This window comes from Bradyrhizobium sp. JR4.3 (assembly GCF_040547695.1).
GTDB classification, from domain to species: Bacteria; Pseudomonadota; Alphaproteobacteria; order Rhizobiales; family Xanthobacteraceae; genus Bradyrhizobium; species Bradyrhizobium canariense.
Genome location: NZ_JBEPQF010000040.1, coordinates 16,519 through 35,782, shown reverse-complemented (window position 1 = coordinate 35,782; position 19,264 = coordinate 16,519). Strand labels below are relative to the sequence as shown.

The 19,264-nt window shown below is 60.9% G+C and carries 13 protein-coding genes and 1 pseudogene; 7 read left to right on the top strand and 7 right to left on the bottom strand.

The annotated features are described in order from the left end of the window. Positions 1 to 16: 16 nt before the first annotated feature. The 4 genes from ABIB91_RS36065 to ABIB91_RS36050 all read right to left on the bottom strand — a co-directional run bounded on the left by ABIB91_RS36065 (position 17) and on the right by ABIB91_RS36050 (position 6,451). Positions 17 to 1,837: a type I secretion system permease/ATPase gene (locus ABIB91_RS36065; RefSeq protein WP_007601780.1), complete on the bottom strand. Its 1,821-nt coding sequence runs from the start codon at positions 1,835 to 1,837 to the stop codon at positions 17 to 19. Positions 1,838 to 1,849: 12 nt separating this feature from the next. After that, positions 1,850 to 5,056, bottom strand: coding sequence for a hypothetical protein (locus tag ABIB91_RS36060; protein WP_354171550.1), 3,207 nt, complete (start codon positions 5,054 to 5,056; stop codon positions 1,850 to 1,852). 73 nt (positions 5,057 to 5,129) lie between these two features. After that, entirely contained in the window at positions 5,130 to 5,690 is a 561-nt protein-coding gene (locus ABIB91_RS36055; RefSeq protein WP_219681368.1) for a hypothetical protein, read from the bottom strand. A 143-nt stretch (positions 5,691 to 5,833) separates the two neighbouring features. Next, positions 5,834 to 6,451 carry a sigma-70 family RNA polymerase sigma factor gene (locus ABIB91_RS36050; RefSeq protein WP_354129575.1) on the bottom strand — a complete coding sequence of 206 codons (618 nt, stop codon included), beginning with the start codon at positions 6,449 to 6,451 and terminating at the stop codon, positions 5,834 to 5,836. A 752-nt stretch (positions 6,452 to 7,203) separates the two neighbouring features. Here ABIB91_RS36050 and ABIB91_RS36045 point away from each other — a divergent pair. The 4 genes from ABIB91_RS36045 (at position 7,204) to ABIB91_RS36030 (ending at position 12,559) form a co-directional block, all read left to right on the top strand. Further along, entirely contained in the window at positions 7,204 to 7,404 is a 201-nt protein-coding gene (locus ABIB91_RS36045; RefSeq protein ID WP_007601774.1) for a hypothetical protein, read from the top strand. 118 nt (positions 7,405 to 7,522) lie between these two features. After that, positions 7,523 to 8,773 carry a beta-barrel domain-containing protein gene (locus ABIB91_RS36040; protein ID WP_007601773.1) on the top strand — a complete coding sequence of 417 codons (1,251 nt, stop codon included), beginning with the start codon at positions 7,523 to 7,525 and terminating at the stop codon, positions 8,771 to 8,773. 15 nt (positions 8,774 to 8,788) lie between these two features. Continuing rightward, positions 8,789 to 11,170, top strand: coding sequence for a peptidase domain-containing ABC transporter (locus ABIB91_RS36035; RefSeq protein ID WP_354171547.1), 2,382 nt, complete (start codon positions 8,789 to 8,791; stop codon positions 11,168 to 11,170). Between the two features lie 969 nt (positions 11,171 to 12,139). Continuing rightward, the gene (locus tag ABIB91_RS36030) at positions 12,140 to 12,559 is read left to right on the top strand and encodes a hypothetical protein (protein WP_035994466.1); all 420 of its coding nucleotides are present in this window, start codon (positions 12,140 to 12,142) and stop codon (positions 12,557 to 12,559) included. Positions 12,560 to 12,618: 59 nt separating this feature from the next. Here the strand turns inward: ABIB91_RS36030 and ABIB91_RS41810 are convergent. Further along, positions 12,619 to 12,817: pseudogene (locus ABIB91_RS41810) on the bottom strand (transposase); the annotation flags it as partial. Between the two features lie 370 nt (positions 12,818 to 13,187). On the opposite strand from ABIB91_RS41810, the gene ABIB91_RS36025 reads away from it, so the two are divergent. The 3 genes from ABIB91_RS36025 to ABIB91_RS36015 all read left to right on the top strand — a co-directional run bounded on the left by ABIB91_RS36025 (position 13,188) and on the right by ABIB91_RS36015 (position 16,024). Beyond that, on the top strand, positions 13,188 to 13,409 hold the full coding sequence (locus ABIB91_RS36025; RefSeq protein ID WP_354171544.1) for a GcrA family cell cycle regulator: 222 nt from the start codon (positions 13,188 to 13,190) through the stop codon (positions 13,407 to 13,409). Between the two features lie 254 nt (positions 13,410 to 13,663). Next, entirely contained in the window at positions 13,664 to 13,837 is a 174-nt protein-coding gene (locus ABIB91_RS36020; RefSeq protein ID WP_157158666.1) for a hypothetical protein, read from the top strand. A gap of 1,977 nt (positions 13,838 to 15,814) precedes the next feature. After that, positions 15,815 to 16,024: a hypothetical protein gene (locus ABIB91_RS36015; protein ID WP_354167015.1), complete on the top strand. Its 210-nt coding sequence runs from the start codon at positions 15,815 to 15,817 to the stop codon at positions 16,022 to 16,024. A gap of 975 nt (positions 16,025 to 16,999) precedes the next feature. On the opposite strand, the gene ABIB91_RS36005 is transcribed toward ABIB91_RS36015, so the two are convergent. Together ABIB91_RS36005 and ABIB91_RS36000 are read right to left on the bottom strand one after the other, a co-directional pair. Then, positions 17,000 to 18,526: a glycerol-3-phosphate dehydrogenase gene (locus ABIB91_RS36005; protein ID WP_007601763.1), complete on the bottom strand. Its 1,527-nt coding sequence runs from the start codon at positions 18,524 to 18,526 to the stop codon at positions 17,000 to 17,002. Further along, the gene (locus ABIB91_RS36000) at positions 18,526 to 19,263 is read right to left on the bottom strand and encodes a class II aldolase/adducin family protein (RefSeq protein WP_354171576.1); all 738 of its coding nucleotides are present in this window, start codon (positions 19,261 to 19,263) and stop codon (positions 18,526 to 18,528) included. Before ABIB91_RS36000 ends, ABIB91_RS36005 begins: the two co-directional genes overlap by 1 nt. Position 19,264 lies beyond the last annotated feature (1 nt).

The following is a 19,264-nucleotide window of genomic DNA, read 5'->3' as shown; positions in this document are numbered from 1 at the left end:
TGTCCTCCCGCGCTGGTCACCCGCCCGAGGATTCGATGCGTTGCGGCTGCACCGGCTCATCAACGCCGGCCCTGCCGGGGGACCGAACCAGGCGATGCAACACCTCGCTCGGAGAGCCGAATGCTTCCGCGCGTCCGGCCCGCAGTATGAGCACTTTGTCAACACTGTTCAGCAGCGCCGGGCGCAGGGTTACGACCACCGCCGTGACCCCCCGCCTTTTGGCGCGCTGCAGGGTCTCGGTCAGAGCCTGCTCCCCCGCCGCGTCGAGATTCGAGTTCGGCTCGTCGAGCACGACAAGGGACGGATTACCGAAGAAAGCCCGGGCGAGCGCGATGCGCTGCTTCTGTCCTCCCGAGAGCGGCCCGCCACTGCGGTCGAGCACGGTCTCGTATCCTTGCTTCAACTGGCAGACCATGTCGTGAATTCCCGACAACATCGCCGCCTCATAGATGCGCTCGTCGGGCAAGTCGTCGCGCATGCGGCAGATGTTCTGCTTGATGGTCCCGGGAAATAGCTCGACCTCCTGGGGCAGGTAACCGCTATATTCCCCGAACTGGCGGCGATCCCAGTTGCGCAGCTCCGTTCCGTCCAGTCTGACCTTGCCGGCTGTCGGCACCAGACAACCCACCAAAATGCGCGCGAGGGTCGACTTGCCCGATCCGGACGGTCCGACAATGGCCAAAGACTCTCCGGGCGCGAGGTCGAGCGACACACCATTGAGCACCGGCTCCTTCGAGCCGGGCGGCAAATACAAGACCCGATCAACGCTCAGGCGCCCTTGCGGTCTGGGCAAGCGCAGCTTAGGCCCCTCGCGCTGGAATGACTCAACCGCCTGCTTGACGTGAGCATAGGCCGATCGCGCCTGAACGCAGCTGCGCCATCCCTCAATCAAGCCCTCGAGCGGCTGCAGGGCGCGGCCGGCAATGATCGAAGCCGCGATCATCATGCCCCCCGTGATCTCGGCGTGGAGGGCCAGATAGGCCCCGGTGCCGAGGATCGTGATCTGGGCCACGAGCCGGACGAATTTCGACGCACCGCTGATCCAGAAATTCCGGTCAAGCGCCTGGCTCTGCACCGTCAGTGCTGGCGCCTGCCGGCGCCCCCAGTGGAGAATGCTTTCGCTCAGCATTCCCATCGCATTGATCACCTGCGAATTTCGCGCCAGCGACTCGGCCGCCGCATCGGCCTCGGCGGCATACAGGCCTGCCTCGCTCAGACGCTCCGAGGTCGCTTTCTGGTTGATCAGCGCAATCAGTGCGAGGACCAAGCCCGATACGACTGCGATCCAGCCAAGATGTCGATGAACGAGGAATATGACTGCGAAGTAGAGGGGCGAGAGTGGCGCGTCCATCAGTAGAAGCATGATAGGGCTCGAGATGAAGCCCCGCACCTGGTGAAGGCTGCGGATCGCCTGGATGGTTCCTCCCTCGCCGGCCCTGGCGTTATTGATGCTGCTCGCCAGCACTGCGCCGCCAAGCACCGCTTCCATCTTGGTCGCAAGACGCCCCAGCACCTGTCGACGTAAAATGTCCACGATGGAGAGGATACCGATGAACGTCAGCGCGAGAGCCGAGAGCATCAGCAGTGTCTCGAGACTACGGCTCGTCAGCACGCGATCGGATATTTGAAAGAGATAGATCGGCAACGTGAGCATCAGCAGATTCACAACGACCGAAAATGCTGCGACCGCTATGAGGTTGATGCGCGCGACCGAACGCCAGGCGGCCAGCGCGTTGACAGGTCCGACGTAGTCGCGGGCCTCGCCGCCGGGTGCGACCCGAAGTTGAGCCCCGGAGTTGGTGCGCGGCGGACAGTCCAGTGTCTCGACAGCTGCCATGTTTGCCTCCCACTAGAGGATGGCATCATGAGTCCCGACATGATCAATCGAAGTATTATCCAAGATGTCGGGAGGCGGCGGCGCGGGTTTTTGGACGTCGGCAGCCACCGGCGCTGAAACGTCTTGAGCCGATGCGGCGTCCCCCTGAGACGCGGCAGTCTGGGAGGGCGCGATGTCGCTGCTGAGCGTGACGCCGTAATCTGTATACTGGGTTCCGTTGAACAGCGAATCTGCCGGAGGCGGTGACGCATCGTTCAACGCGATCACATCGTTCGCGACGGCGGTCGTCGCCGCGGCACTTGATTTGTCCGTCATGACGTTCTCCGGGGCAGTGGTGGCGGATCCCGAACTCTCGATCGGTGCGTCAGCGGTGGTGGCGAGCGCAAGAAGCGTTTCGGCCGATCCAGGAGTTTGAGCGCTGGTGGTGTCCGGCACGGCCGGCTCTCCCGGTTCGGTCGCGGGGTTGCTGAGCGAGTCTCCGGCGCTGGTGAGCACCGGCTCGGCCGTGTTAGCGGCCGGTGCCGCAACCGCCAAAGCATTGCCAGCCACGCTGGCGGTGTCGGCCGGTTGCGACACCTCGCTGGTCGGGTCGGTCAGCGCGGCAGCTGTTGTGGTGAGCACCGGCTCGCTCGTGTCCGCGACCGGCGCCGCACTCGCCAGAGCATCGCCAGCCACACTGCCCGTATCGGCCGGATGCGAGACGTCGCTGGTCGGGTCGGTCAGCGCGGCAGCCGTTGTGGTGAGCACCGGCTCGCTCGTGTCCGCGACCGGCGCCGTACTCGCCAGAGCATCGCCAGCCACACTGCCCGTATCGGCGGGTTTCGACACGTCGCTGGTCGGATCGGTCAGCGCGTCAGCTGTTGTGGTGAGCACCGGCTCGTTCGTGTCCGCGACCGGCGCCACACTTGCCAAAGCATCGCCAGCCACGCTGCCCGTGTCGGCCGGTTGCGACACGTCGCTCGGCGCATCGGTCGGAGCCGCTGCTGTTGTGGTGAGCACCGGCTCAATCATGGCAGCCAGTGGTGCGGGACTCGCCAAAGCCTCGCCAGCCACACTCGCCGTGTCGGCCGGATCCGACAGTTCGCTCGATGGATCGGTCGGAGCCGCAGCTGTCGCAGTGAGCACCGGCTCGGTCATGTCAGCCACCGGCGCCGCACCCGCCAAAGCGTCGCCAGTCACACTCGCCGTATTGGCCGGATGCGACAGCTGGCTCGGCGGATCGGTCGAAGCGGCAGCTGTTGTGGTGAGCACATGCTCGCTCGTCTCAAGGACCGGCGCGCCACTCGCAAGAGCATTGCCAGCCACATCGGTGGGCTGGGATACATCACCAGGCGCACCGTTACCCGTGGTCAGTGCCGACTCCGCGATCTCAAGGGGGGGTGCTGAACTATCAAAGGTGTGAGTTCCCGTGCTGTCCGATGCAACCGTTTGCGACAACGCGCTCGACTGAGCGTCTGGACCCCTCGTCTGGCCAACCACCTCGTTGCTCACCGTGCTCACGGTGTCGATAGCCGTCGCGAGCGCAGGCGGCACCGTCGCCTCGACCGGCGCGATCACGCCAACCATGTCGTCGGGCAGCGTACCCGCAGTGTCGGCCAGCGTCGATAGCGTCGGCTGCGTCGCCGCCTCGAGCGGCGTGATCGCGCCGGCCACGTCGTTGGGCAGCACACTGACGGCGTCGGTCGCCGTCGCGAGTGCTGGCGGCACCGTCGCCGCGACCGGCGCAATGGCGCCGACCACGTCGTTGGGTAGCGTGCCTGCAGTGTCGGCCAGAGTCGATAACGTCGGCTGCGCCGCCGCCTCAACCGGCGCGATCGCGCCGGCCACATCGTTGGGCAGCGCGCTGACGGTGTCGCTCGCCGCGGCGAGTGCCGGCATCACAGCCGCCTCGACCGGCGCAATTGCGCCAACCACGTTGTTCGGCGGCGCGCTGACAGTTTCGGCTGCCGTCGCGAGTGCCGGCGGCACCGCCGCCTCGGCCGGCGCAATTGCGCCAACTACGTCGTTCGGCAGTGCGCTGAGGGGCGCCGAGGCGAGTGCCGGCATTACAGCCGCCTCAACCGGCGCAATGGCGCCGGCGACTTCGTTGGGTAGCGTGCCCGCAGTGTCAGCCAGAGTCGCTAGCATCGGCTGCGCCGCCGCCTCAAGCGGCGCGATCGCGCCGGCCACGTCGTTGGGCAGCGCGCTGACGGTGTCGCTCGCCGTGGCGAGTGCCGGCATCACAGCCGCCTTGACCGGCGCAATTGCGCCAACCACGTCGTTCGGCAGCGCGCTGACAGTTTCGGCTGCCGTCGCGGGTGCCGGCGGCACCGCCGCCTCGGCCGGCGCAATGGCGCCAACCACGTCCTTAGGTAGCGTGCTGACTGTGTCGGTCGCCGTGGCGAGTGCCGGCATCACAGCCGCCTCGACTGAAGTAATCGTACCAACCACATCGTTGGGCAGCGTGCCAGCGGTGTCGGCCAGAGTTGATAGCGTCGGCTGCACCGCCGCCTCAAGCGGCGCGATCGCGCCGGCCTCGTCATCGGATAGCGTGCTGACGGTGTCGCTCGTCCCGAGCGCCGGCGGCACCATCGCCGCAACCGGCGCAATCCCTACCACCACGTCATTGCTCACATCGCCGATCATTCCAAGCAGGGGAAAGGAGCTGATGATCGACGGGCTAAACGAGTCGCTAAGCAAGTTAGACCGAACGGATTCGATGCTTCCGAGGTCGGAATCCGCTGACAGCGAGTTGACGCAACTAAGGTCGGCTGAGATGTGACCATGGTGCTTGCAAGAATCGACATCGTCGCCACCCCCACCCCCAGAGCTCGCAGTAGCAACTGCTTCGCCACGAGCGGTGCTCGGTCTGGGCGCGTCTTCATGCGGCTCCGCCAAGCGCCCGGTCGGATCGAGCTGAGCCACATGCGTGTCCGACGAGGCGGCCGGCCCCTTGGGCCTCTCATCCTCCCAGCCCGGTTGCGCGGGGTCGCTCGCAGGCAGCTCGTCGTTTGTTCCTTGCGGCCCCGCACCTGCCTGAGCGGCTGTCGCGTCTTCTTGCCTGGCCAGCGCAGATTTGAACGGGGCGGCAAGAAACTCCTCGCAGGCAACTAGCTGGGCAATAAAGAATGACCGGGTCAAGAAACTGAAAGAGCCGGATCGCTTGTCGGCACGCTGCACTCCGGCTTCGAAAATCTTCCGCTCTTGTTCGAACAAGTCGCGCTTTTCTATCTGGTGCATGACCGCCGCCTTTCTTGTTCAAAAACCACCCTCGCCCGGCAGCATCCACCGCCAGACGAGCCTCTTCGGCATGTCAGGCGCCCGTGTCGTGCGACGTATCCGTCGCCGTGTCGAAATGCCCTACGTCGAAGTGATCCATTGGGCCCATCAAACCGATGGCGTATTCGAGCGCATCGTCGGAAGACATCGAAGCGAGCGCGCCGTGTATGTCACCCGAATGATCTGGACCGTGCGAGCTGAAATCACCCGCGAACTCACCGTGGGAGAAGTCGAACTTGGCCAGCGCGTCACCAGGACTGCGATCGGTGTCGCCCCTGCTGCCATCGTCAGCCGGCTGGAGATCGCAATGGTCCTTGGGCTGGTATTCACCGTCCTTGGCATCCTTCCAGCCCCCATCGTGCTCTGGGTAGGTGCCGTCTTTCGGGTAAGCGCCCATGCCGCTAAGCTTGGAGTAATTTTCTTTGCCGTCGCCGGTCGAATACTCGTCGTTACCGCTGTGATCGTCATTCCACTTTGACTGCTTGCCGTCGCCACAGTCGTCCGGCTTGGTTGACGTGCATTCCTCGGCTGGGACGCCGGTTCCCGTGAGCTTTATCAGTCCGAGAATGGTCATCACACTGCTCAGGATAGACATGGCTTCGTTCCTCGCTTCAGCTTTGCGACGGTCACAGGCACCTGCGCCACGCGCGCGTGCCCTGCCCGGATCACCACGCCGTCACTCCTACTGTCGCCGAAGCACACCTATGGATGCAGCGGCGAGAAAAATAGTTTCACGCTTCATTCGAGCTGCCGGCGCATGGCCACGAGCTCTCTCCGGATCCACGCTTTGACGGTTCCGACGGGAACCTGGAGGTATTCGGAAATCTCCTCGTGCGTGCGCCCGTCGACGATCGCCAAGAGAAGGCTTGCGCGGCGCTGTGGCTCGAGTTGATCGAGCATGGTTCGCAACGTCATGCTGTCTGGGATACAGCACGCAGGGTTCGGAACCGTCTGTTCCCGCGCACAGATGGCATTCAATGCTTCGTCCTCCAGCGCGAGTTCGCGCCTGGCGTTCTGGCGCATCTTGAGCGCCGTGTTGCGGACGATCGCGTAGATCCAGCCCCGGGCGGATCCGCGTGCAGGATCGAAGTTTTTCGCATATCGGAGAATCTGCGCGAATGCGTCGTGGATGACGTCCTCGGAACGCGATCTGTCGTGCACGATACGGTGCGCCATCGCGCGCAACTGCTCCTTCTCGCGCGCGTAGATCCTGCCGACGGCGGACTGCGATCCGGAGGCGCACTCAAGCAGAGCTGTTTCGTAATTAAGAGCCGTCTCGCCAGTGAGACAGCTGTCATGGCGCGCTGCGCCGGAGCGAGACCTTGCCTTCGTTAAATCGAGGCACTGATGGGGCATGGTCGAAGTCACCCCTCGTAAGGCACTGCGGCATTTTATGCCGCGCATTTACAATTTATTTAAATGACCGATTTTAAATAAAAACGAAATCGGCTGTCGGCGAACTCAAGTCAGCAAGCAGCGACTTCGTTCCCGGAAGTTTTCAATTTTTTTTCCCGATCACCAAAGGGCAAACGTGGTCGTCAGGGGTGCAGGCGGACCATGGCTTGTCGTGCTCCCCGGCCAGGTGAGCCGCTGCGAGCAGCAACGTAAGTCCTCGAGCCAACTTCGAAAATGGGCAACGTCAACATCGTCGCTAGTCGCGTTTAAAACTTCAGAGCACGCAACGGGTCCGAGTCCCGCGTAATGCCACCGAAGGACATTCGACGCACCCTCCCAACACACTATGTCAAAACACGCGTCGACTTGCGCACCTTTCGCGATGAGCCATCGAATCAAGCTAAGGCGCTTCCCGGACCGAGCTCGCCACATGGCGCGTCAACGCGCTTTCCTTCGGAAGGCGCAATGTCGCATCTCGGCCGCGCAGAACATCCAGCAGACCAGAACCTCCAACTCACTCTGACGAAGCCGCCCTGACTTCTACTTAAAGCGCCTTGCATACGACATTGCAAAAATCACGATACAACAAGCGTGAAACACTTGCCGCTCACAAAATTTGCGCGACCGTGCATCCAGATTGGCGTCTTGCACCTAGTGATGACGTGGCAACAGTTACATCAATGTTCCGCCACCTAACCCGAAAGGAGACCAACATGCTAGAGATGACCAATCTTGCTCACCCTATCGAACTGTCTGATGAGGAGCTCGACCTCGTGGCCGCCGGCACCGGCGGTTGTGGCGGTGGCTGCCATGATGGCGGATCACTGATCCGAACTGGCGACATCAATGTGCTCAGCGGAAACCAAGTTCAGGTTGGCCTGCTGTCCAAGCAGTCCCAAGTCTTTATTGGGTAAAGGCGGGATGCATCGGCGCGAACCGCTTCTCCATCAGGGGAAGCGGTTCTCCGGTATCCATCCGCAGTCTTGCTTTGGCGGAAAGATACTCCGCGCAGCGCTTCAGCAAGGTGCGTCCATGGCGAACCGACCAACTCTGTTTCGCAAGGAAGCCGTCGACTTTTTGCATCAGCGCCACACCTGGGGTGAGGTCGTATTGCTGCAGCCGCTGTCGAGCACACTGCTTAGCTGGAGCCTTGCGGCGCTCGTTGTATTCATTTTGTGTTTTCTCTCCATCGCGCAATACGCCCGCAAGGAGACCGTCTCCGGGTATCTGACGCCGACCTCCGGCACAGCTAAGATTTTCGTATCACAACAGGGCTTCATCAAGGCGATACACGTGAAGGAGGGGCAAGAGGTTGCGGAGGGTGACCTGCTCCTGACCATAGTTACTTCCCAAATCACGGCTAATGGCGATGACGTCAATGCGACCGTACTGGCGGTGCTGACGCAGCAACGCAATGTGGTCGAGCGACAGATCGATGCCGAAGATCGCCGAACCGCCTCAGAACGGGATCGCCTCGGTTCGACGATCAAGGGGATTGAAGGAGAGATTCTCCAACTCGAGGACCAGCGGAACATCCAAAACGAGCGACTGAAACTTTCCGAGAGCTTCGTATCAACGGGCGCTAAGCTAACCGCGAGCGGCGCACTGCCAACGATTGAGCTCAAGCGCCGCGAGCAGGCCGCACTTGAGCAAAAGCAGAGTGTGGTGTCGCTCGATCAACAGATCACCGCGCGACACACCCAGTTGACGGACGCTCGGCATACACTCGAGCAACTCCCAACCATCGCCGCAGAGAGGATCCGAGGACTGCGTAATGAACTCTCCTCGATCGAACAGCGCCTGGCCGAGGTGAATGGGCGGCAGGCTTACGTTATCAAGGCGCCAACGAGTGGGCGCGTATCCACGCTGCAGGCGACAATAGGCCAAATCGCTGATCCTCGGCATATGCAGCTCGAAATCATTCCCGTTGATGCGCACTTGCAGGCGGAGCTGTTCTTTCCGACACGCGCGTTTGGTTTTGTGCGCCCCGGCCAGCAGGTTAGGATACTTTACGAAGCATTTCCTTATCAGAAATTCGGCACCTACCGCGGCAGCGTGACCAACGTCTCTCACACCATTCTGACCGGCAACGAAACGACCGGGCCGATCGCCCTCAAGGAACCGGCTTACCGTGTGACTGCGGCTCTCGAGCGGCCCGACATCGACGCCTATGGCCGTAAGATGCCGCTTCAGCCGGACATGCTGCTCAGGGCCGACGTTATCCTTGAGCAGCGGTCCCTGATGAGGTGGCTGCTTGATCCGGTGGTAAGCGCAAGGATGTAGCCAAGGATGTAGCCCATGCAGGGACTATTGAATTTCAGCGGCCGCAGATTCCTCCCGGTCATCCGGCAGACGGAGGCGACGGAGTGCGGGCTCGCTTGCCTTGCCATGGTAGCATCCTATCATGGTCATCGAACTGACTTGAACAGCCTGCGGCGCCGGCATCCGGTGTCCCTAAAAGGGGTCACTCTCCGCGACCTCATGGAAATAGCAGCTCGCCTCGGGCTGGCGTGTCGGCCACTGCGTATCGAGATCGGCCATCTCAGCCAATTGCGTCTGCCGGCTATTCTGCACTGGGACATGGCTCATTTCGTTGTTCTGAAAGCATATAGGAACAGGGGAATCGTGGTGCACGATCCGGCAGCCGGCGAGAAATGGTTTCCCCTCGCTGAAGCATCTAGACATCTCACCGGAGTCGCGCTCGAGCTCTCGCCCACTGAAGAGTTCTGCCGCACAGACGAGAGAGTGAGATTGCCGTTCTCGGTATTCTGGAGCGGAATGAACGGGAACACTTGTGCCCTCGCCCAAATATTAGTTCTGTCAGTGGTCATCGAAATTCTTCTCCTCGCCGCCCCTTTCTATATGCAGCTCACCGTTGACGAAGTCATCGCCAGAGGCGATGTCGATCTCCTGGTCGTCCTCGGGCTCGGATTCGCTCTGCTTCTCCTGATACGGGTCGCGTCGACCGCGACCCGCTCGTTCATTATTCTTGTTCTGCAGAACACGTTGAGTTTTCAGATCGGCGCGCGGCTGTTTCGTCATCTGGTGCGCTTGCCACTCTCATTCTTCGAAAAGCGGCACATCGGCGACATCCTGTCTCGTTTCAACTCGATCGAGCCCATCCGCAACGTGCTCGCGGAGGGATTGATCACGGGGTTGATTGACGGTCTCATGTCGGTGTTGATGCTGGCGTTGATGTTCACCTACAACGTCCAGCTCGGACTTGTTGTCCTGCTGGCGTTCGCGTTGTATGCCACCCTGCGGCTCGCTCTTTTCAGCATGTTCCGGCAACGGAGCGAAGCGGCCATTCACAGCAAGGCAGATGAGAACTCCACTTTCATCGAAACCGTGCGAGCAGTGCAAAGCCTAAAGTTGCTCAACCGAGAAAACGAACGGGAGAGCCAGTGGCTGAACCGCTATGCTGCGTATATAACAGCCAACGTGCGGCTAGGTCGGGCGAGGATCAGCTTCAAAGCGATGAACGACACGATATTCGGCTTGGAGAACGTGATCACAATCTACCTCGCCGCTCGCCTCGCACTGGACAACCTCATCACGGTTGGCATGATATTCGCGTTCGTCAGCTACAAGTTGCAGTTCGCTGAGCGGACAGCGCTGCTGATCGAGAAGCTGGTGGATGTCCGCATTCTCGGGCTGCACCTGGAACGTCTCGCCGACATTGCGCTCACCCCGCTCGAGCGCGGGCAAGACCGAGACCTGTCATATATCCGACAGATTCGCGGCGAGATCGAACTGCGCAACGTGTGCTTCCGGTATGCAGAAGGAGAGTCTCTGATTCTTAACAACGTCAATCTGTGCGTTGCTCCCGGACAATTCGTGACGATCATGGGACCATCGGGCTGCGGCAAGTCAACTCTTGTCAAGATTATGCTTGGGCTGCTCGAGCCAACGAGCGGTGAGGTTCTGATCGACGGCCTTCCGCTGGGCCAGATCGGACCGCGCGCTTATCGCGAGCAAATCGGCGCGGTGATGCAGGAGGATCAATTGCTGTCGGGATCGATTGCCGACAATATCTGCTTTTTTGACACAGCGTTCGATCTACAAGCCATGATCGATTGCGCGCGAATTGCCGGCATCCACGAGGACATCGTGGCAATGCCGATGAGCTACAACAGCCTCATCGGCGACATGGGAAGCTCGTTATCCAGTGGCCAGAAACAGCGAGTACTGCTTGCGCGCGCGCTCTATCGCCGACCAAAGATCCTGTTTCTGGACGAGGGCACGGCGCATCTCGACACACAGAAGGAGAAGGAAATCAATGCGAATCTCCGGCACCTTAGTATGACGCGCGTGAGCGTAGCGCACCGACCCGAAATTACCCAGGGAGCAGATATGATCATCCATCTTGCCGCGACGGCCAGACCGTTTCGGGTCGGAATGACGAGCCTCAGACGAGAAGCTGGGGCTGCGCAAGATGTCGGTGTGACCGGGTTTGCTGCCGAAGGTGCGAAATCGGCCGAGACCGATGACTGCCCCGGCGACGCCACGGGGGATGGCTCGAAGCGCGATGGTGACTGGAAAGACGCCAAGGACGACGACTGCCATTCAAAGGACTGCTGCCAGCTGCGGAAGGACTGCACCCCCAAGCCGTCCGACGACGGCGGCAAAGGCGACAACCCGGGTGAAGCGCTAGCCAGGATCGACTTCTCACGATGCTGATTCGGCTCGCGCAGTCTGATCATTCGCGTGACATGGAAGGCGCATTCGCTTCGAAGACGTCCGATGACGCGCGCGGATACGCCATCGGCGGCCAAACGCCTGCTGCAGTCGCGCGAGCGACGTACTGGCCGGATAGAGACCAAGCCGTTTCCTCGCGCTTTTATTGTTGCGTCGATTCCGACGTACGGCCGGGCTCAACTTTTCCCCAGCCTTGAGCCTGGGTCGCTCCGAACCTCATGGAACTAGTGTCGGTGCTCACGCGCCGGTTGGCTGCTGCCGCCATCAAGGCGTTCGGAGAACGCCTGGACCAAACCAGTCGCGGTCCCGCCTGTTCACGCTGGCGGTGCGCCATCAATATGCGAAACACCGACGTTTTCGCAGATTGAGACGAACGCCCTCTTCGCCTCAGCGTCCTCAAAGCAAAATCGTGTGCCTTGGACTGCGCGCTCAATCCACCAATCGATTTTGTTTGCCCGCGAAATGCGGGATGCCTCGCCGCGCAACTGATCCAATTGCCGTCCATAGGCCCGCACGATCACACAATTTGTCATTCGTTAATCCCCCAGAAACGCGCCGTTCTAACTAGCGCTGAACGCAAGTATCCGTCCGACTGTTCATCGCCCACGCGCGGTGAGCTATCCCCTCGAAACGCCAGAAAGTCACAGAGTCAGTCGCTGCGCAGCGATCGCACGTCAATCGCTCCTCGCCGAGTATGTAGCGCCCGCGGATCGCGGAAGCGGAATTTTTGCCTGATGGATAAATCAACAAACAATTGCGCATACGCCAGCGCATCACCGCCCAACACCTTCGACGCCCCTCCGTGAGCCCGGTACCTCGCTGAGGAGGAGCTTAGCGAAACTTTGCACGCCCGAATGTTCGATCGCTAACACAGGAACCGCGACCACTTGCCCAGGCGTGGTGGGCATCCTTTCCGAATGTTGCTAGGCTACGCTCAACTGCGAGAGAGCGATGAGCAATGACTCGAAAGATCCGGGCCTTATGGCGCTGATCAGCGGCATTTTTGCTCCGCCCGCGCCGCCCACCCCCGCGCCTCCGGCGCCGGAGATGCCGCCAACGCTCGAAGAGGAGCCCGTGACCGCGGCAGCGTCGCCTGCAAAACCGGTCGCACCCTTGTCCGCCGGCGGCCCCGATGGAAAACGAGCGCGACTGCCCGCTGTGGCGATCGCCGACCTCGTTCTTGGTGAGCTTCGCAAAGTTGAAGGCTTTTCGAGATCCGGAGTCTCGATCACCGTCTACGGAAGTCGACCTTGGAATGCGATGGTCACGTTCGCACCGTTCTCGACCACGTCCCAAGACGCTGCACGCCTGCGACACGCTTTGCCGGATATCGTCTTCAGGCTTCGTCAGTGCGTCGAGCTCGAACAGTAGGTTCGGCCGATCACCTTCCACTCGGCGGCCCGACCCCCGCGCTCGGGTAGAGCGTGGACTCATTTAGCGCGCAGCCAAATGCGGATTGATGCGAGCTTGATGAAACGCCAGATAGTTGACTGAGAATTTGTGGTATCGGGTCGCGACCCGCCGACATTGCTTGATCTTGTTGAAGAACCTTTCGACGAGATTTCGCGCACGATAGAGATACGGACTGAAGCAGATCGGGTCTTTGCGATTTCGTTCCGGCGGAATATCGCGGTCCATTCACAATCGCTGAGTTCGTAGCGCGTGATTCGAGGCCGATTTGAGAGCTTGAATCACCCCCAAAGCGATACCAACAAGCCGCAGTTGGCCGCAAAACCGCTAACGCTCCAGATTTACTTCCGCTTTCGGCGAGCAATGGACATGGCCGGGTTGGCCATTGCTTGGCGCAGATCGCGAGTGACCCATGGCGGACTCACGGGTACTATTGTTTGCTTAGCGAGGATCACCCCTTCGGTCCCGCGCGGTATCGCCAATTGTTGCACGGCAGCAAAGTATGAGCCGGTCGAGGTAGATTGGCGGAGTGGCCTTGGTAACATCATGCTTCTTGGATGAAGCCGATTAGCACGGGCCCTTCATCACGATGGCGCCCGGCCCCCCCAGCTACGTCGATATCCGTTCGTGGTCTCCCGAGGAAGAAGCGCAACTTCTTGCGTTATTCGACAGTGGCATGAGTGCAAGCGAGATCGGCCAGCGGTTAGACCGCACTCGCCTCGCGGTCTACGGTCGATTGCAACGCTTCCATAAGCAGCAAGGTCGAGTAAGCCGCACTAGCGGACGCGTCTTCGCGCAGCGGGCCGGGTAATCGGCGGGCTCGTGAAAACGTGGAAAGCGGGGCCAAGAATCGGCTGTTCCGCTGGACACTTACCTCGGCTTTTGGACCATCTTGCATGCACGAAAATGCGGGGGTGGACGGGACGTCGGAGTAGGTTCGTTACGCTTTCGAGGAGAGCGAACGACGTCATAGGGCAGCCGGCGCCGCTCGAGGCATCGCCAATCACCGTTCCTGCCGCAAGGCGAACGCTGATTCCCCCCCGTCGTGAAGGTTGGATTGGCGTATTGCGCCGTATCGAAGCCGCCGTTTCCATCGATAAGCTCACCGATCTGGCCGGCAATACCGCCACCAGCCCATGTCAGTCATCCGTCAACGATTGGATCGCTAAAATCGGTTGGACAGCGGACATCACGGTGACTGAGGCGCTCTTCGGCTTGGGGCCGTACCGCACGTTCTAGATTGTCTCGCGAACACTCTCGAACCCCGCCTCGATGACGGTGGACCCGCGAGCGGGCTACCCGTCTTGGCGTTGGTCAACGTAGCTCGGGTAAAAGACTTCTGCTATTGCGGTGAAGTTTTTAGATTTGCAACGGGGGCAGTGAGACGGCAAGTGAGCCCGCTCGATCCTTAGGACACAGTAACCGCCCCTCGGAAATCCTCTTCCAGTGTTCTCGAAATGAGGCGTGAGCCAAAGCCTTTCACGGTCGGCTCCGACACAGATGGGCCTCCGAATTCTTGGCAGACGAAGACAAACTTTTGATCACCCGCTTGATCTTCGGATGACCACACAACCGACACGCGGCCGCTTGTCACGCTCAGAGCGCCGTACTTCAACGCGTTAGTAGCAAGCTCGTGGACCGCCAAGGACAGGGCGAGCGACTGTCGTGATTTCAGAACAAGTGGAGGACCGGAAATCGTAATCCGGTCTTGGCCTGTTCTGTACGGGCTCAGGGCAGTATTGATCACATCTCGCAGTGGGGCGCAGCCCAATTTGCCGCAGTAAGCAAGTCGTGCGCTCGTCCGGTGATTGTCCGGCGCCCTAACCCGACGGACGATCGCGGCGCTGGGCGTCGATGCACCCCTTTGACTACCCCGCCAGCTTCTGGGCGGCGACGCTCGTCGAATTCTGCGAACGTAGCGATACCGCTGCGCGCGCCGCGGCAGCTCGTCATAGGTCTCTGGGAACGTGGAGGAGCTTGTCGCTTGTCCTGGATACCAAACTGGTTGAGGCTCCTGAAGCATAACTCCGTCGGCTTAATTGATCGCGGGCAGGCGACTTCCAGCCCGGGAGGGGCATTGCAAAGTCCCCGATACCCTATTCACACGGCGTGCCAGGGTTCATGTGCGATGACGGAACAGCCTTTGGAACCATCGGTTCCGGACTGACTTGGTTTGATCCACCGGACCCTTACCGCCGAATACGTCCGGTGCGGAATGGCGGCCCCAGCCCTTGGCCCCCCATCCCCGCTGGGGCCGCTCTGTTTGCGCCCCCTGAGCGATGGCCGCAGGTTGTTGTGCCAAAGGTTCGAACCTGACGCCCTTCCGCATGCGCGCGGATTGACCAAAGGAAAGAGGGCCGAAAAGGAGAGGGCCGACTGAGGCGGCCTTCCGTTACGAGGGCGAGCACCACCGCCCGATGAGTTAGCGAGGGCTTGGCGTAGCCTCGTGGTCGTAATCTGGGCAAATCAAACAGGTGGACCATCATAGGTCCCGACTCCTGCCTGACCAGTTCAGACCTGAATCGCACAATGCGCGCCCCGGAATTCGATCGACTTGGATGCTGATTCATGCCCACTCTCCGAAGAAGAAGAAGAAGACGAAGAAAGAGAGTAGCTTCCCGTTAGTGCGACCGACTATCAAAGATAGAAAGTAGGACACCCAAAAATTCGTAAGACGTGAGGGTCAAAACGGGCCCGTTTTGAGGTCAACGGCGACATCGGCTGACGCCAAGTTGCGTCGAACTCAAGCGAACGTGCAGCCGAGCCGTTGCGAGGTGCGCTGTTGGGCAAAACGCGAAGAGCAGAAGCGCGAGCAGGTCTAGTCGGCTATTCTTCCTTAACAGGCAGTCAGCGAAAGACGTAGCTACATCGCCTACGGGCCAGGTGCATCGCCGCCCACGACGACGTGTCGGCGTTGCCGTGCACGAGCAACCACACGGGGCGAATCCGTGAAGACGGCGGCGGCCGCTTGCCGCTCGATTCCGCCCCCAAATCAACAACATCCGAAACACATCGTGACTGAAGTAATTGCATACGCAGCAATTTGACGGCGGCCGGGGCTTCCTTCAGTTCGTTCCGTATCCAGAACGAACCGAAGGAAAGTCGCTGGCGTTGCAGATTTACAACCCGCACAGCGGACTGAAATACTAAGCTCGGTCATTGAGACAACCGAAACATATTTCATTCTTAGTTCAATATGGTCAGCGGGGACAAACGATGTTTGACGTCTATCGCAATGACAAGCGCGGCTTGCTCGTTCTAAGTACAGGCTCCGCCGTACCTGCGGTTTACTCTGCACATACCTGGCGCAAGAGCAGAAAACGAGTTCTCAAGGTTAGCAACGAAATCAAGTCAGCCGTTCAGGCACAAGGCTATTACATCCGCAGCCTGCGGGCCACTAAGGAACGAATGATCTACGTCAAGTAGGTCGGCGGCTGGTGTTCCCCATTTGCAAATCTCTATGACATCGGCAGAAGCCAATCCGCCACTATCGCGCTTCGTCAACTTTCGACGCCCGCGCTTCGGTGGTAGCCCGAACCTCGGTGAAGCCCTAGGTCAGGATCCGTCGCCTGCACATGCTAGATCCTCGCCGTCGACTCCGTGCTCAGGCTGTAGCTGGGCAGGCGGGCGCGGCCGCTTCGAAGGCCCGTATTGTGTGGAGCGGCTTTAGCAGCACCTCGCTACCGTATATGCCTCGGTCGCTTCACGTCCCAGCTCAATGTTCGTCATGCTTATTCGCTGTAGGACCGTTGTGGACCTGTTTCGGCGGTCTCGTTTGAGGCCAAGCAACGCCGAGCCCGCTCGATCTGGCTGTTGGTGGCTCCCTGATTGCGGGCATACATCTCGGCCACAGCCGCCGAATACCTCGCAACGTAGTATCGGACTTCCGAACAGGAAATCCGCTCTCCCGGTCTGTGCTGGCGCGCGGCATAAGCTTCAGAGCTCACCGCGATCAGGAACAGGGCGGCGGCGCCGATCCAACGCGTAACAGTCATTGTGTCCCCCACAGCTACAAGGTTCGTTGCGGGAGCTGGCCTGAATCGTTCTGACTGTGCAAATTAACATTCACGCACTCGCGCAAGGTGTTGTGGAGTGTTGCTTTCCTGCTGCACATGCCAGAGCCGTAGAATCTAAGCAGACTTGTGCGCGCAATATGTGGGATCACGCCTTGCTCCCGGCGCCCGGTCATATGGATCCCCCCGTACTGACTTTGCGCCAGCCTCGATCTTCGTCGTGCGCCCTTGAGCGACGATCGCACGGACACGCCCAGGCTCCTGCCGAGCCGGCGGCTCTCCTAGCGCCGACGAGCCACCCACAATCCAAGTAGAAACGCGGCGAAGAGCGACTGCAATGAGGAAGTCGGGGTTGCGGCGGGCTATTTGCTTCAACCTCGGGAAGTCATCAGGCGGTTCCGGCATCTGAATTCTGCATGAACTCTTCGAATGCTTTCCGCTCTCCGCAGCTCAAATGCAGGGCGTGCTTCGTGCGTCGCTCCAGGATATCTGCAGGCCTGCTCGCCCATTCTGCCTCCTGCAGATAGTGGACCTCGCGTTCATAGAGCAGCCCGCCGAAGTGCCGCCCGAGCTCCGGGATGCTCCGCACGGTGCCTAGGAGGTCCCACGCACGGGTACCGTAGAGGCGTGCATAGTGCTGGATCAACTTGCGCGGTAAATTGGGATATTCGGCCGCGATCGCCGCCACGAACTCCTGGAACGTACCGCCGATCTGACCGCCTGGCAGTGGCCGGCCGGCGGTCCATGCCGATGACATACTCGGAAACCACGGCTGCAGCCGCTCCAGCGCCTGCTCCGCCAGCCTACGGTAGGTCGTGATCTTGCCGCCGAAGATCGACAACAGAGGCGGCTCTTCGGGCGCGCCGTGCACCTCGAACACATAGTCCCGAGTCACCGCCGACGGATTTTTCGCATTGTCGTCGTAAAGCGGCCGCACGCCGGAAAACGCATAGACGATGTCGCTCTCTGCTGGAGGCGTCTTGAAGTAGCGCGCCAGCACGCGCAGCAGATAAGCGATCTCGTCGCCGTCGATCGCGACATTCTCGGCGCTTCCCTCATAGGGAATGTCCGTGGTGCCGATCAGCGCAAGGTCATCCTCATAGGGATTGACGAAGATGACGCGGCGATCCTCGTTTTGCAGCAGATAGGCTTGCGGCCCGCTCCAAAATTTCGGCACCACGATATGGCTGCCCTTCACCAGACGCACATTGTGTGACGAATTGAGTTTTGCCACTCCCTGGACGACATCCTGCACCCACGGCCCCGCTGCATTGACCAGTGCACGCGCCCGCACGCGTTGTGAGCGTCCGTCCTCGCTTAGCATCTCAAGCAGCCAGGTCTCGCCCTCCCGCCTGGCACTCACGGCGCGCGTGCGCGGCAGGATCATCGCCTCCTTCTCCCTGGCAGCGATCAGATTCAAGACCACCAGCCGCGCATCATCTACCCAGCAGTCGGAATATTCAAAGCCGCGCCGGAACTCCGCCTTGAGCGGCGCGCCTTCGGGCGCCTTGGCGAAATCCAGTCCGCGGCTTGCCGGCAGCTGCTTGCGGCCACCGAGGTGATCGTAGAACAACAGCCCGGCGCGGACCAGCCAGGCGGGCCGCTGCTCAGGCGAGTGCGGGAGCACGAAGCGCATCGGCCAGATAATATGCGGCGCCGAGGCGAGCAGCACCTCGCGCTCGATCAGCGCCTTGCGTACCAGGCGTAACTCGTAGTATTCGAGATAGCGCAGGCCACCATGGACGAGCTTGCCGGAGCGCGACGAGGTGCCCTCGGCGAAATCGCCCTTCTCGCACAGCAGAACCTTCAGGCCGCGCCCTGCCGCATCACGCGCGATCCCGGCGCCGTTGATGCCCCCGCCGATGATGGCGAGATCGACCAGCCCGTGATCCCTCCCCGGCGCCGTCGCTGACATCACGTCCGGCTGCGCTTGATCTCAATCGCCAGGCGCGCGGAGGCCTTCTTTGCCTTGCCAGGTTTGGCCTTGGCAGGTTTTTTGGGCGTCTGCAGGCCGTAGGTCGAGAAGCCTTTGGCGGTGTCGGCAATCTCGGCTTCGCTCAGAATGTGCGACTGACCGAGCGCCAGCGACAGATAATATTGCCGCGCGATGGTCTCGAGCTCGACTGCGAGCCACATCGCCTTGTCGAGGTTGGCGCCAACCGCGATCATGCCGTGATTGGCAAGCAGGCAACCGTTGCGTCCTTCGAGCGCGGCGAGCGCGAGTTCCGACAATTCGGCGGTGCCGTAGCGCGCATAGCCGGCGCAGCGGATGTCGTGGCCGCCAAACGCCGCCATCATGTAGTGGCAGGCGGGGATCGGCTTGCGCGCGATCGCCAGCACCGTGGCGTAGGTCGAATGGGTGTGTACGACGCCGCCGACATCCGGCCGGCCGCGCATGATGTCGAGATGGAAGCGCCATTCGGTGGAGGGCTGGAGCGGTCCCGACCATGAGCCGTGCTTGCCTTCGAGCGGCATCGCCGCGATCATCTCCGGCTTCATCGCATCATAGGGCGTCGCCGATGGCGTGATCAGCATGACATCCTTGTAGCGCGCCGAGATATTGCCCGAGGTGCCCTGGTTGAGGCCGGAGGCGTTCATCCATCGGCACTTGGCAATGATCGCTTCGCGTAACTGGCGCTCCTCACGGGTCATC

Bases quoted from the DNA above. Each gene is read 5' to 3' on its own strand.
- ABIB91_RS36025 (WP_354171544.1), top strand. From the start codon at position 13,188: ATGGCGCCCGGCCCCCCCAGCTACGTCGATATCCGTTCGTGGTCTCCC.
- ABIB91_RS36005 (WP_007601763.1), bottom strand. From the start codon at position 18,526: ATGTCAGCGACGGCGCCGGGGAGGGATCACGGGCTGGTCGATCTCGCC.
- ABIB91_RS36000 (WP_354171576.1), bottom strand. From the start codon at position 19,263: ATGACCCGTGAGGAGCGCCAGTTACGCGAAGCGATCATTGCCAAGTGC.
- ABIB91_RS36045 (WP_007601774.1), top strand. From the start codon at position 7,204: ATGCTAGAGATGACCAATCTTGCTCACCCTATCGAACTGTCTGATGAG.
- ABIB91_RS36065 (WP_007601780.1), bottom strand. From the start codon at position 1,837: ATGGCAGCTGTCGAGACACTGGACTGTCCGCCGCGCACCAACTCCGGG.
- ABIB91_RS36040 (WP_007601773.1), top strand. From the start codon at position 7,523: ATGGCGAACCGACCAACTCTGTTTCGCAAGGAAGCCGTCGACTTTTTG.
- ABIB91_RS36055 (WP_219681368.1), bottom strand. From the start codon at position 5,690: ATGTCTATCCTGAGCAGTGTGATGACCATTCTCGGACTGATAAAGCTC.
- ABIB91_RS36060 (WP_354171550.1), bottom strand. From the start codon at position 5,056: ATGCACCAGATAGAAAAGCGCGACTTGTTCGAACAAGAGCGGAAGATT.
- ABIB91_RS36015 (WP_354167015.1), top strand. From the start codon at position 15,815: ATGTTTGACGTCTATCGCAATGACAAGCGCGGCTTGCTCGTTCTAAGT.
- ABIB91_RS36050 (WP_354129575.1), bottom strand. From the start codon at position 6,451: ATGCCCCATCAGTGCCTCGATTTAACGAAGGCAAGGTCTCGCTCCGGC.
- ABIB91_RS36035 (WP_354171547.1), top strand. From the start codon at position 8,789: ATGCAGGGACTATTGAATTTCAGCGGCCGCAGATTCCTCCCGGTCATC.
- ABIB91_RS36030 (WP_035994466.1), top strand. From the start codon at position 12,140: ATGAGCAATGACTCGAAAGATCCGGGCCTTATGGCGCTGATCAGCGGC.